This is a genomic window from Bradyrhizobium sp. 23AC (assembly GCF_054863025.1).
Map to the genome: position 1 here is coordinate 230,177 of NZ_JAVAYN010000003.1, position 12,044 is coordinate 242,220.

A 12,044-nucleotide genomic window follows, 5' to 3' on the forward strand; every position below is an offset into this window, starting at 1 on the left:
CCATGTCCGACGCCAGTCCGCCCGCCGCCCATCCGCCCGTCACCGACTGGGTCCATGATTTCGACCATACCGATCCGCAATGGACGGAGGATCCCTTCCCGATCTGGGATGAGCTGCGCGCAGCGAGCCCGGTTGTGCACACCGAGCGGTTCCTCGGCTGTTACATGCCGACGACCTATGAAGCTGTGCGCGAGATCGCCAACGACACCGAGCATTTCTCCTCGCGCCGCATCATCGTGCGCGACGTCCGTCCCGAGATCGCGAGGAACGCCGCCCCGCCGATCACTTCAGATCCGCCCGTGCACAAGCCGGCCAAGCAGCTGTTGCTGCCGCCCTTCACGCCGGACGCGATGAAGAAGCTGGAACCGCGGATGCGCGCGATCTGCAACGAGCTGATCGACGGCTTCATCGCCGATGGCAAGGTCGACGCCGCCGTACGCTACGCCAAATATATCCCGGTTCGGGCCATCGCCCACATGCTCGGCATCCCCGAGAGCGACAGCGATCTCTTCATCAACTGGATCCACATGATCCTCGAGCTCGGCATCAAGGACGAGAGCAAGCTGCTGCAGGCCGTGCAGGAGATGAGTGCCTATTTCAGCGCGCATATCGAGGCGCGCAAGGACAAGCCGACCGACGATCTCATCTCCTACCTGATGAACGCCAAGGACAAGGAGGGCAACCCGCTCGAAGACTCGCACGTCCTGGGCTCGCTGCGCCTGCTCCTGATCGCCGGCATCGACACCACCTGGAGCGCGATCGGTTCCTCGCTCTGGCACCTCGCGAAGACGCCGGGCGACCGCGAGCGACTGATCGCCGAGCCAGGACTGATCCCGACCGCCGTTGAGGAGCTGCTGCGCGCCTATTCTCCGGTGACGATGGCCCGCGAGGTGGTCAAGGAGACCACGATCTCGGGCTGCCCGGTCAAGGCGGGCAACATGGTGCTGCTGTCCTTCCCGGCCGCAAATCGCGATCCCAAGATGTTTCCCGACGCTGACAAAGTCGTGATCGACCGTCGCGAAAACCGGCACGCCGCCTTCGGCCTCGGCATTCACCGCTGCGTCGGTTCCAACCTGGCGCGCATGGAGATGCAGGTTGCGCTGGAGGAATGGCTGAAACGCATTCCAGATTTCCGGCTCGATCCGGCAGGCGCCGTGACCTGGTCACAGGGCACGGTGCGGGGCCCCCGCCAGTTGCCATTCTTGCTCGGAAAGGCGATGTAGGCCTTTCCAGACAACGGAGAGGCCGGACGTGACTGAACAAGCAATTCAAGCGGCCTCCGACCACATCGACATCGCCGACGCCAAGCGGCGGATCAAGGCGATCTTCATCGGCTCCATCGGCAATCTGGTCGAGTGGTACGATTTCTACGCCTATACGGCGTTCGCGCTCTATTTCGCTCCCGCCTTCTTCCCCGGCAACGACCCCGTCGTGCAGCAATTGAACGTCGCCGTCGTCTTTGCGGCGACGTTCCTGATGCGGCCGCTGGGCGGCTGGTTCTTCGGCTATCTCGCCGACCATTTCGGACGGCGCATCTCGCTCACGCTCTCTGTCGTCTTCATGTGCTTTGGTTCGCTGATCATCGCGCTGACGCCGACCTATGCCACGATCGGATTCGCCGCGCCGGTGATCCTGGCGCTCGCCCGCGTGATCGAAGGCCTGAGCCTCGGCGGCGAATACGGCGCCAGCGCGACCTATCTCAGCGAGGTCGCCGATCCCAAGCACCGCGGCTTCTATTCGAGCTTTCAATACGTCACCCTGATCGGCGGCCAGCTCACCGCGATCATCGTGCTGCTGCTCCTGCAAAAGGTCTTCCTCACGCCGCAGGAGCTGAAGGACTGGGGGTGGCGTATCCCCTTCGCGATCGGCGCGGCGCTCGCGATCTTCGCAGCGGTGATGCGGCGCGGCCTGCACGAGACGGAGGCGTTCGAGGAAGCCAAGAAGGTGGTGAAGCCGACCGGTTCGATCACCAATTTGCTGCGTTATCCGCGCGAGCTCCTGCTGGTGGTCGGCCTCACCGCCGGGGGCACCGCGGCGTTCTACACCTTCACCACCTACATGCAGACCTTCGTCAAGCTTTCGGTCGGGCTGACCGAGGACCAGACCACTTTCGTGATCTTCGGCACCTTGGTCTTCGCGACCATCCTCCAGCCGATCTACGGCGCGATCTCCGACAAGATTGGCCGCAAGCCGCTCTTGATCTTCTTCGGCGTCGCCGGCACGCTCGCGACGGTGCCGCTGTTGATGACCCTGAAGGAAACCAAGTCGCCCTTCGTCGCGTTCGTCCTGATCTGCTGTGCCTGGCTGTTCGTCGCCGGTTACACCTCGATCAACGCGGTGGTGAAGGCCGAGCTGTTCCCGACCAATGTCCGCGCGCTCGGCGTCGGCCTGCCCTATGCCATCACGGTGTCGGTCTTCGGCGGCACCGCGCCGGCGATCGCGCTCTATTTCAAGAGCATCGGGCACGAGGAATGGTTCTACTTCTACCTCAGCGGCATCATCTGCCTGTCCCTGGTGATCTATGCTACCATGCGCGACACCAAGCACACTTCGGCAATGCATCGGCACGAGTAGACCATGGCTGACGAGACGCCATCCGACAGCAAGCTGACGCGCACCAAGGAGAAATGGGCGCGCGAGGGCCGCTTCCTCACGGGGAAGATCACGCGGCCGGAGGACCAACGGCTGCCGCCCGGCCAGCACCTCACCAAGGACTGGCCTGTGCTCGATCTCGGAGTCGTGCCGCCGGTGTCACGCGAGCGCTGGCGGCTCGACGTCTATGGCGCGATCGAGAGCCCCGTGTTCTGGACCTTCGCCGAATTCATCGCGCAGAAGCAGGCCCGGTTCACCTCCGACATCCATTGCGTCACCACCTGGTCGCGCTACGACAATGAGTGGGAAGGGCTTGCCACGCGCGAGCTGCTCGCGGCCTGCCAGCCGCGCGAGGATGCACGCTTCGTGACGCTGCATTCCCATGACGGCTACACCACCAACCTCGCGCTGGAAGACTTTGCCGCCGAGGATGCGCTGCTCGCCCATAGCTGGTCCGGCCAGCCGCTGACGGAGGAGCATGGCGGCCCGGTGCGGCTGGTCGTGCCGCATCTCTATTTCTGGAAGAGCGCGAAATGGCTCCAGGCCATCGAATTCCTGACCGAGGACGCGCCGGGCTTCTGGGAAGTCCGCGGCTATCATAATCGCGGCGACCCCTGGGCCGAGCAACGCTATTCCGACGATTAGAATTCAAGCAGGAACGAGGGGAAGCCCATGTCGACGGAGCGCTTTCAATTCACGGGCGAAGGCGGACATCAGCTTGCCGCCGCGCTGGAGTTGCCGGACGGCGAGCCCGCGGCCTACGCGCTGTTTGCGCACTGCTTCACTTGCGGCAAGGACACGCTGGCCGCCAAGCGCATCTCGGTCGCGCTGGCAGCCAAGGGCATCGCGGTCCTGCGCTTCGACTTCACCGGGCTCGGCTCGAGCGAAGGCGATTTCGCCAATTCGACGTTTTCGTCCAACGTCGCCGATCTCGTCCGCGCAGCCGACCATCTGCGCAACGCCCGCAAGGCGCCGTCGATCCTGATCGGCCACAGCCTCGGCGGCGCCGCGATCCTCGCGGCAGCCGGACATATCCCAGAAGCCAGGGCAGTTGTGACCATCGCGGCGCCATCCGATCCGGCGCACGTGACCGGCCTCTTCAGGGAGCATCTCGACACCATCCGCGCGCACGGCGAGGTCGAGGTCTCGCTCGCAGGACGCCCGTTCCGGATCAAGCGCGAGTTCCTCGACGACATCGCTGAGCACGAGTTGATGAAGGACATCACGGGGCTGCACAAGGCGCTGCTGGTGATGCACTCGCCGGTCGACGACACCGTCGGCATCGACAATGCGACCAAGATCTTCGTTGCAGCCAGGCACCCCAAGAGTTTCGTCTCGCTCGACCATGCCGATCATCTGCTCGCCAAGCCCGCCGACGCGCTCTATGCGGCCGATCTGATCGCGGCCTGGTCCAGCCGCTACATCGACGCCGCGAAACCCGCGAAGGCGATGGATCTGCCCGAGGCGCCGCGCCAGGTCGTGGTGCAGGAGACCCGCAAGAGCAAGTTCAACCAGATCGTCACGGTCGGACCACATCGTCTGGTGGCGGACGAACCCGTCGCCGCCGGCGGTGAGGATGCCGGTCCTGGGCCCTATGATTTCCTGCTCGCTGGTCTCGGCGCCTGTACCGCCATGACCATGCGTCTTTATGCCGACCGCAAATCGCTGCCGCTCGACCGCGTCACCGTCAGATTGAAGCATTCCAAGATCTACGCCAAAGACTGCGCGGAGTGCGAGACACGCGACGGCATGCTCGACCAGATCGAGCGCGACATCGTAATCGACGGTGCGCTCGATGCCGAGCAGCGCAGGAAATTGATGGAGATCGCCGACAAGTGCCCGGTGCACCGGACATTGACGTCGGAGATCCACATCGTGACGAAGGCCGTGGACTAGCGCGACTGCGCTAGAAGCATGATGCCATCGTCCGTAATGCCGCGCTGATCTCATTCTCGCGCCAGGCCGCAAAACCGAGCAGCAGGCCATGATCCCGCGGCCGGTCCAGTGCCAGGCTGGAGAGTGCCCGCGTTTCAACGCCCGCCGCAGCCAGTCGCTTGACCGCCGCCCGATCGGGGCTACCGCGTTTGAGACGAGCGACGAGCTGGATGCCGCCCGCGGGCACTTCGACCGCGAGCATCGCGCCCAGATGGCGCTCCAGTCCTGCGACGAGGTGATCGCGTCGCGCGTGATAGAGCCGGCGCATCCGGCGCAGATGCGCGAGGAAATGCCCGTCGGCGATGAACTCGGCCAGCGCTTCCTGGATGTGGCTGGACGCGATCAGCCCGATGTGCCGCTGTGCGATCTCGAAGGTGCTGACCAGCGCCGGCGGCACGACGAGATAGCCGAGCCGGATATCCGACGTCATCACCTTCGAGAAGGTACCGACATAGAACACGCGGCCATGGGCATCGAGCCCTTGCAAGGCCGGCACCGGCCGGCTGTCATAGTGGAATTCGCCGTCGTAATCGTCCTCCACGATCCAGGTCTTGCCGGGCCTGCACACACCAAGAAATTCGGTGCGGCGCGCCAGCGACATCAGCCGTCCAGTGGGATGCTGGTGCGATGGTGTCATGAAGATCAATTTCGGGGCCGCGAGACCCGGCATCCGCTGCATGCCCTGCGCGTCCAGCCTCATGCCGGTCACGCGCGCGCCGGAGGCGCGGAGGGCTGCGGCTGCGCCGGGATAGCCGGGGTCCTCGACCCAGACCTCGTCACCGGGGGAGATGAGAACAGCCGCGATCAAGGTCAGCGCGGCCTGCGCGCTCGGCAGGATCATGATCTGCTCTGGCGTGGCGCGAACGCCTCTGCTCGCGGCCAGATAATGCGCGAGCGCCTCGCGCAGGCGCGTTCGGTTGACCGGTCCGAGTTCGCGTTTGGCCGCACGCACGGCGCTGCGGCGCAGGCAGCGCGCCCAGATCTCGTTCGGAAACTCCCGCGCATCTCCAAGCCCTGGTCGCAACGGTCTGAGCGGCACCTGATAGGACATCGGCCAGTCGGTCTGCTTGAGCTGCGAGGCCCAGGGTGAAAGCCGCAGCTTGCCGGAGCGCACGCGCGCCGCAACGGTATCCGCTCCTTCGCGTCGTTCGCCACCGTCGACGGTGACGATTGGACGGCGGCCGTGCGAGGCCTCGAGGTATCCCTCCGCGGCGAGTTGCTCGAACGCATAGGTGACGGTGTTGCGGGAAACGCCGAGATCGCTGGCGAGCCGGCGGCTTGACGGGAGCGTGCGGCCTTTGCCGAGGCGGCCGGTCGCGATCAAGCCTCGGAGCTGGCTCGTCAGTTGAGCCACCAGCCCTTCGTCGCCGGTCCGCTTCAGGTCGATCAGGGCCGAGATCATATCATCCGAAACTGGCACCTTGTTCCTTTCTGATCTGGTGCTTTTGTGGGTACCAGCGCGAATGCTATCTGCCGGACCGGACTGCTTCAAGGATCTTGCGATGAACTCCCTGTCACCCCGCGCCGCCGTCGGCCTGTTCCTCATCGTCGTGCTGGCCTGGGGCGTGAACTGGTCGGTGACGAAGCAATTGGTGCAGCTCGTCCCGCCGCTGTGGAGCTCGGCGATCCGGAGCTGGATCGCGCTGGCAGGATTGTTTGTGATCCTCGGGCTGAGCAACAATCTCGTGATTCCGGAGCGGCGCGACGTGCCGGTGGTCCTCAGCGTCGCGCTGCTGCACATGACGCTCTTCTCCATTCTGGTCGCGGCTGGCCTGCGCTTCCTGCCCGCAAGCAAGGGCATCGTGCTCGGCTACACCACGCCGCTCTGGGTCGCGATTGCGGCCCCCCTGCTCGGGAAGGACACGCTGACCGCACCCAAGCTTGCCGGCGCCCTGCTCGGACTGATCGGCCTTGCCGTGATCCTGAATCCGTCCTCAATCGATTGGAGCAATGCCAACGTCGTGCTCGGCGCCGGCATGGTTATCCTGGCCGCGATCTCCTGGGCAGCGAACATCATCTATATCCGCGCGCATCGCTGGATCGCCTCCCCGCTCCAGCTCCTGTTCTGGCAGCTGCTCGTGGCCACGGGCGTGCTCTCGACCCTTGCGATGGTCATCGACGGACTACCACATGTGGAATGGTCGTGGAGGCTGGCTATGCTGTTCCTGTACTCCGGCCTGATCGGAAGCGCGCTGGCCTATTGGGCGATGTCGATGGTCAACAAGAGCATCTCGGCGCTGACGACGTCGCTTGGTACCACCGGGACGCCGCTCGTCGGCATCGCCAGTGCCGCGATCCTGCTGGGCGAGCCCATCGACATGAGCCTCGCCGTCGCGGCCGGATTGATCGTCGCCGGCATCGGACTTGCGACGCTCGGCGACCGGCTGTTGCGCAGTCAGGCCACCGCGAGCGGTTGAACCCGCAGCACGCCACGCAAACCTGCGGTCGTGCCGAGCAGGATGCCGGCGAGCGCGACGAACGAGCCCAGCGCCAGCGTCGACGCGCCCGTGAGCCCCTGCCCGATCGAACAGCCGAACGCCATCACGCCGCCGATGCCCATCAGCGCGGCGCCGCTGCCCGAGCGCAGCATGTGGCGCGGCGAGGAATAGCCTTCGAGCTTGAAGCGGCCCGTGGCGAGTGCGGTGATCAGGCTGCCGGCGAACACGCCGGCGACCGTCGCAATGCCGAAATTGAGCGTCAGGCCGGTCGAGAGCATGGCGTATTGCAGCGCGTCCGCGATCGGCGCGATGAAAGTGAGCGAGGTCACCGGCACCGGATTGAAGTCGTCGGCACCGAGATAGCCGGTCACGAACCAGCCGACGGCGACGAGCAGGCCGACGACGACGCCCGCCGCGATCTGGCCCGGCGAGCGCCGGAACATCGGATGCGCGAAGGCAAACAGGATCAGCGCGACGACGATCACGGCCGCCGCCAGCGCACGCGAGAGCGCTTCACCGGGGCCAAGCGATGCCAGCAACGAAGGCAGCGAATTGACATTGACGGTGGTTTGCGAGGCCTGAACCAACGCGATGCGCGCCGGCGCGACCAGCCCCTTGAGCGTCATCTGCGCTGCGATGGCGAGCACAATCACCACGACGAAGGATCGGAGATTGCCGCGGCCGAGCAGCACCAGGGCGCGCGAGCCGCAGCCGTTCGACAGCACCATGCCGTAACCAAACAGCACTCCGCCGAGGAACAGCACCGGCACCGAGAACGTCTGCTGCAGGTAGATCGACTTGCCCAAATCGGCCATGCCGTTGCCGGCAAGGAACTGGCTGGCGGCGATCGCAACGGCGATCGCCAGCGCATAGGTCCGCACCAGCCGCCCGTCTCCTTCCGCGAGCCAGCCGCGCATGCTGCTCATCAGGCAGAAGCCGCTGAGCAGGCCGACGGCTCCGTAGACAAGGCCGATGGCAAGGCCAGCGAAGATGACGATTGCTGCGGACGAGTCCATGATTACGGCTTCAGGACCACGCGATCGCGCGAGGAGCCGGCAACCGCGACATAGGCCTCCTTGGCGCGCTCCAGCGGATAGACGGCATTCGCTTTGATCGGGAACGGTTTCAGCTGCCCGCTCGCAAAGCCGGGGCCGAGATCGCGCAGCACTGCGCCTGTCGCGGCAGACGACAGGCCGAGCGTGTCGATGCCGACATAGGTGTGCTGGCCCCGGTAGAATTCGAGGATGTTGAACTGCACGATGCGGTCGATCGCGGCGATCAGGATCTGACGGCCACGCAATGCGAGCGACTTGTGCGCGGCCTGGAAGTAGGGATCGCCGACGGTATTGAAGACGATGTCGGCTCCCTTGCCACCGGTCAGTTCGCGCACGCGCTTGGCGACGTCGGTCGCGGAGGCGTCGACGACCTCGATGGGGGCGTTGGTGTGGCCTTCGTAAGCTTCCGCCTTGCGCACCACGCCGATGACGCGCGCGCCCTGCCAGGTCGCGATCTGCACCGCGGCCTGCCCCACCTTGCCATTGACGCCGAACACCAAAACGGTCTCACCGTTCTTCGGCACGCCCGCGCGGCGAAAGCCTTCCATCGCGGTGACGAAGGGCACGCCGATGCCGGCGGCCTCCTCCCACGACACCGTCTTCGGCTTATCGACGACGGCGTCAGCTTCGACCACGAGATGGGTTGCGTGGGTGCCGTCGCGGCGGATGCCGAGATCGCCGGAAGAGCCGAACACCTCGCGACCGACCGTGCCGGCCGGTCCGTCGATCACCACACCGGAATAGTCGCGGCCCGGCGTGCGCGGGAACACGGCATAGGGCATCAAGCCAGTCGCGGCCTTGACGTCGGAGGGATTGACGGCGGCGGCCTTCACCTCGATCAGGACATCGTTTGGACCGCGCGTCAGCGTGTGACGCTCGACCACCGGCGCAACCGCGGCGCCGTTCTCGGCCTTGGCATTGAGGCGCACGCAGCGCGCTTCGATGGTTTTGGTATCGGCTGGCGACATGAAAGACCCGCGACTTCTCGCCGGCCTTGTCGCCTTTGGGGCCGGTCAAGTCAATCCTTGGGCCGCTTGTCGTAGAGGCGCTTGGCCTTGCCCAGCGAGCGTTCCAGCGTGGCGGGCGCGACCACCTGCACCCTGGAGCTGATGCCGATGGTGTTCTTGATGTGGGTCGAAATCCGGTCGGCATGGTCGAGAAGACCCCGGCCGTCCCAGCTTTCGGATCGCGCCTCCGCGATGATGGTGAGCTCGTCCATACGGCCTTCGCGGGTGAGTTCCAGAATGAAGTGCCCACCGCACCAGTCGGTCGCGAGCAGCACCTCCTCGATCTGGGTCGGGAACAGATTGACACCGCGCAGGATGATCATGTCGTCCGAGCGGCCCGTCACCTTCTCCATCCGCCGCATGCCTGGCCGCGCCGTGCCCGGCAGCAGCCGCGTCAGGTCGCGGGTGCGATAGCGGATCACCGGAAAAGCTTCCTTGGTGAGTGAGGTGAAGACCAACTCGCCCTTCTCGCCGTCGGGCAGTACCGCGCCCGTTTCAGGATCGATCACTTCGGGATAAAAATGATCCTCCCAGATGTGCAGGCCATCCTTGGTCTCGATGCATTCCTGGGCGACGCCGGGGCCGATCACCTCGGAAAGACCGTAGATGTCGGTCGCATCCATATCGAAGGCGTCCTCGATCTCGCCGCGCATCGCATTGGTCCAGGGCTCGGCGCCGAAGATGCCGACCTTGAGCGAGCACTGGCGCGGATCGAGTTTCTGACGCTTGAACTCGTCCAGGATCGCCAGCATGTAGCTCGGCGTCACCGTGATGATGTCGGGCCGGAAATCGTTGATCAGCTGCACCTGCCGCTCGGTCATGCCGCCCGAGATCGGCACCACGGTGCAGCCGAGTTTTTCGGCACCGTAGTGCACGCCAAGGCCGCCGGTGAAGAGGCCGTAGCCATAAGCGTTGTGGATGATCATGCCGGTACGGCCGCCGGCCGCGCGGATCGAGCGCGCCATCACGTCCGACCAGGTGTCGATGTCTCCTTGCGTATACCCCACCACGATCGGCTTGCCGGTCGTGCCGGAGGAGGCATGCACGCGCACCAGCTTTTCGCGCGGCACGGCGAACATGTTGAAGGGATAGTTGTCGCGCAGATCCGTCTTCACCGTGAACGGGAATTTCGCGAGATCGGAGAGCTCGCGAAAATCGGACGGATGTACGCCGGCCCCGTCGAAGGCCCTGCGATAATGCGCGACGTTGTCATAGGCGTGCTTCAGCGACCAGGACAGCCGCTGCTTCTGCAGCGCCATGATCTCGTCGCGCGAGGCGCGCTCATGCGCGTCCATCTCGGCGCTATAGGCGCCGCCGCCTTCCTTGAGTCTCGTCAGAGCCATCCTCGTTTCCCATCATTGATCAGTTTTTTCTTGATTTGATTTATTGGTCCTGCGTCGGCAGCCACGTGCCGGGAATGACACGCGAGTGCCCGCGGAACTCGGCGATAACGGTATCGCCTGCGGTAACTCGCACGTCATAGATGCCGGAGCGGCCGCCGCGGGTGACCTCGCACGCCTTCGCAACAAGGCGGTCGCCGAGCTTGCCCGGCTTGATGAAGGTGATCTGCCCCTGTGCGGCGACCACGCGTTCGTTGTGCGAGTTGCAGGCAAAGGCGAAGGCGGAATCGGCGAGTGTGAAGATGAAGCCGCCATGGGCAATGCGTTGGCCGTTGACCATGTCCGGCCGCACCGTCATCGCGAGCGTCGCGAAGCCGGGGCCGATCTCGACGATCTCCATGCCGAGCCCTTTGGAGGCATCGTCCTCAGCCCACATCGCCTCGGCGCAGGCGCGGGAAATATCCTCGGGCGACAGGGCAGCTTTGACGTTCACGCGCTTCTCCCGGCCAGATGGTTGCCCATGATGTTCTGCTGGTTGGCCAAAACTGTCAAATAATGCGACGCATTTGCAACGTCAGCGTCTGATGTGCCAGCTCAGACATGGTCATAATCGACCACGACGCGCTCCGACGACGGCTTGGCTTGGCACGTCAGAACGAAGCCCGCCTTCAGCTCCCAGGGCTCCAGCGAATAGTTGATGTCCATCGGCGCCTCACCTTCGACCAGCTTGGCGCGGCAGGTCGAGCACATGCCGCCCTTGCAGGCGAAGGGCAGATCAACGCCGGCGCGTAGCGCCGCATCGAGGATCGCCTCGTCCTCGGCAACCGGAACGTCGCGGCGCTTGCCATCGATGATCAGCGAGGCGATTGCCTTCGGCGGCGCGTCGGGCGCGACCACCTTCTTCGGCCGCGGCTTGCCGCCGAACTCCGAGACGAAGCGCTCAACGTGGATGCGTTCTTGCACGATGCCGAGCTCGCGGCAGGTCACCTCGATATCCTCGCTCATGCCGAGGGGCCCGCAAATGTAGACATGATCGACGCTTCCCGCCGGCACCAGCGAGCGCAGCAGCACCCTCACCTTGTCGCCGTCGAGCCGGCCATGCAGGATCGGGATGTCCTGCTCTTCGCCGGAGATAACGTGGAAGATGGAGAGGCGGTCGATGAAGCGGTCCTTCAGTTCCTCCAATGCCTCGAGAAACATGATGTTATCGGTCGTGCGGTTGCCGTAGAACAGGAAGAAGCGACTGCCTGGCTCACGCGCGAGCGTGCCCTTGACGATCGACAGGATCGGCGTGATGCCGGAGCCCGCGGCAAAGCCGACATGGATGCGTGCGCTATCCGCCGGCGGGACTGCACCGAAGCGCCCGGTCGGCGTCATCACGTCGAGCTGGTCGCCGCATTTCAGCTCGTCCGCCGCCCAGTTCGAAAACGCGCCGCCGTCGATCTTCTTCACGGCGATACGAATCTCGCCGTCATCAGGGCCGGAACAGATCGAATAAGAGCGGCGCACCTCCTCTCCGTCCAGCGTGGTGCGAAGCGTGAGGTATTGGCCGGGCGTGAAAGCGTAATCGCGAGCGAGTTCGCCGGGGATGGCGAAGGTCATCGAGACGGCGTCGGACGCCTCGCGGCGAAGGTCGCTGACGGCCAGGCGATGGAAGCGCGGTGCGGCTGCTGACAT

The 12,044-nt window shown here is 64.9% G+C and carries 11 protein-coding genes; 5 read left to right on the plus strand and 6 right to left on the minus strand.

Annotated features, from left to right (window positions below):
- Positions 1 to 2: 2 nt before the first annotated feature.
- From RAD10_RS09445 to RAD10_RS09460, 4 genes are read left to right on the plus strand one after another with little or no spacing between them, the layout of a single operon-like run.
- A complete protein-coding gene (locus RAD10_RS09445; protein ID WP_461617234.1) occupies positions 3 to 1,223 on the plus strand; it encodes a cytochrome P450 in 1,221 nt (406 codons plus the stop codon).
- A 28-nt stretch (positions 1,224 to 1,251) separates the two neighbouring features.
- Positions 1,252 to 2,574 (plus strand): MFS transporter, encoded by a 1,323-nt coding sequence (locus RAD10_RS09450; protein ID WP_461617235.1) that lies wholly within the window; start codon positions 1,252 to 1,254, stop codon positions 2,572 to 2,574.
- A gap of 3 nt (positions 2,575 to 2,577) precedes the next feature.
- Positions 2,578 to 3,237 (plus strand): sulfite oxidase-like oxidoreductase, encoded by a 660-nt coding sequence (locus RAD10_RS09455; protein ID WP_018315599.1) that lies wholly within the window; start codon positions 2,578 to 2,580, stop codon positions 3,235 to 3,237.
- Positions 3,238 to 3,264: 27 nt separating this feature from the next.
- Positions 3,265 to 4,488 (plus strand): bifunctional alpha/beta hydrolase/OsmC family protein, encoded by a 1,224-nt coding sequence (locus RAD10_RS09460; protein WP_461617236.1) that lies wholly within the window; start codon positions 3,265 to 3,267, stop codon positions 4,486 to 4,488.
- A 10-nt stretch (positions 4,489 to 4,498) separates the two neighbouring features.
- Here RAD10_RS09460 and pdxR read toward each other — a convergent pair whose 3' ends face one another.
- Complete coding sequence (gene pdxR, locus RAD10_RS09465) at positions 4,499 to 5,929, minus strand: MocR-like pyridoxine biosynthesis transcription factor PdxR (protein WP_461617496.1); 1,431 nt, start codon at positions 5,927 to 5,929, stop codon at positions 4,499 to 4,501.
- Positions 5,930 to 6,029: 100 nt separating this feature from the next.
- On the opposite strand from pdxR, the gene RAD10_RS09470 reads away from it, so the two are divergent.
- A complete protein-coding gene (locus RAD10_RS09470; protein ID WP_461617237.1) occupies positions 6,030 to 6,944 on the plus strand; it encodes a DMT family transporter in 915 nt (304 codons plus the stop codon).
- Here the strand turns inward: RAD10_RS09470 and RAD10_RS09475 are convergent.
- From RAD10_RS09475 to paaE, 5 genes are all read right to left on the minus strand, one after another.
- Positions 6,923 to 7,981: a YeeE/YedE family protein gene (locus tag RAD10_RS09475; protein ID WP_461617238.1), complete on the minus strand. Its 1,059-nt coding sequence runs from the start codon at positions 7,979 to 7,981 to the stop codon at positions 6,923 to 6,925. The genes RAD10_RS09470 and RAD10_RS09475 overlap by 22 nt on opposite strands.
- A gap of 2 nt (positions 7,982 to 7,983) precedes the next feature.
- Positions 7,984 to 8,988 carry a quinone oxidoreductase family protein gene (locus tag RAD10_RS09480; protein WP_461617239.1) on the minus strand — a complete coding sequence of 335 codons (1,005 nt, stop codon included), beginning with the start codon at positions 8,986 to 8,988 and terminating at the stop codon, positions 7,984 to 7,986.
- A gap of 50 nt (positions 8,989 to 9,038) precedes the next feature.
- Complete coding sequence (gene paaK, locus RAD10_RS09485) at positions 9,039 to 10,370, minus strand: phenylacetate--CoA ligase PaaK (protein WP_461617240.1); 1,332 nt, start codon at positions 10,368 to 10,370, stop codon at positions 9,039 to 9,041.
- 40 nt (positions 10,371 to 10,410) lie between these two features.
- The gene (gene paaI, locus RAD10_RS09490) at positions 10,411 to 10,860 is read right to left on the minus strand and encodes a hydroxyphenylacetyl-CoA thioesterase PaaI (protein ID WP_461617241.1); all 450 of its coding nucleotides are present in this window, start codon (positions 10,858 to 10,860) and stop codon (positions 10,411 to 10,413) included.
- 101 nt (positions 10,861 to 10,961) lie between these two features.
- The gene (gene paaE, locus RAD10_RS09495) at positions 10,962 to 12,044 is read right to left on the minus strand and encodes a 1,2-phenylacetyl-CoA epoxidase subunit PaaE (protein WP_461617242.1); all 1,083 of its coding nucleotides are present in this window, start codon (positions 12,042 to 12,044) and stop codon (positions 10,962 to 10,964) included.

What these genes read in the sequence shown, in the direction of transcription:
- RAD10_RS09445 (WP_461617234.1), top strand. Translation starts at nt 3, where the DNA reads ATGTCCGACGCCAGTCCGCCCGCCGCCCATCCGCCCGTCACCGACTGG.
- RAD10_RS09455 (WP_018315599.1), top strand. Translation starts at nt 2,578, where the DNA reads ATGGCTGACGAGACGCCATCCGACAGCAAGCTGACGCGCACCAAGGAG.
- RAD10_RS09460 (WP_461617236.1), top strand. Translation starts at nt 3,265, where the DNA reads ATGTCGACGGAGCGCTTTCAATTCACGGGCGAAGGCGGACATCAGCTT.
- pdxR (WP_461617496.1), bottom strand. Translation starts at nt 5,929, where the DNA reads ATGATCTCGGCCCTGATCGACCTGAAGCGGACCGGCGACGAAGGGCTG.
- RAD10_RS09470 (WP_461617237.1), top strand. Translation starts at nt 6,030, where the DNA reads ATGAACTCCCTGTCACCCCGCGCCGCCGTCGGCCTGTTCCTCATCGTC.
- RAD10_RS09475 (WP_461617238.1), bottom strand. Translation starts at nt 7,981, where the DNA reads ATGGACTCGTCCGCAGCAATCGTCATCTTCGCTGGCCTTGCCATCGGC.
- RAD10_RS09480 (WP_461617239.1), bottom strand. Translation starts at nt 8,988, where the DNA reads ATGTCGCCAGCCGATACCAAAACCATCGAAGCGCGCTGCGTGCGCCTC.
- paaK (WP_461617240.1), bottom strand. Translation starts at nt 10,370, where the DNA reads ATGGCTCTGACGAGACTCAAGGAAGGCGGCGGCGCCTATAGCGCCGAG.
- paaE (WP_461617242.1), bottom strand. Translation starts at nt 12,044, where the DNA reads ATGTCAGCAGCCGCACCGCGCTTCCATCGCCTGGCCGTCAGCGACCTT.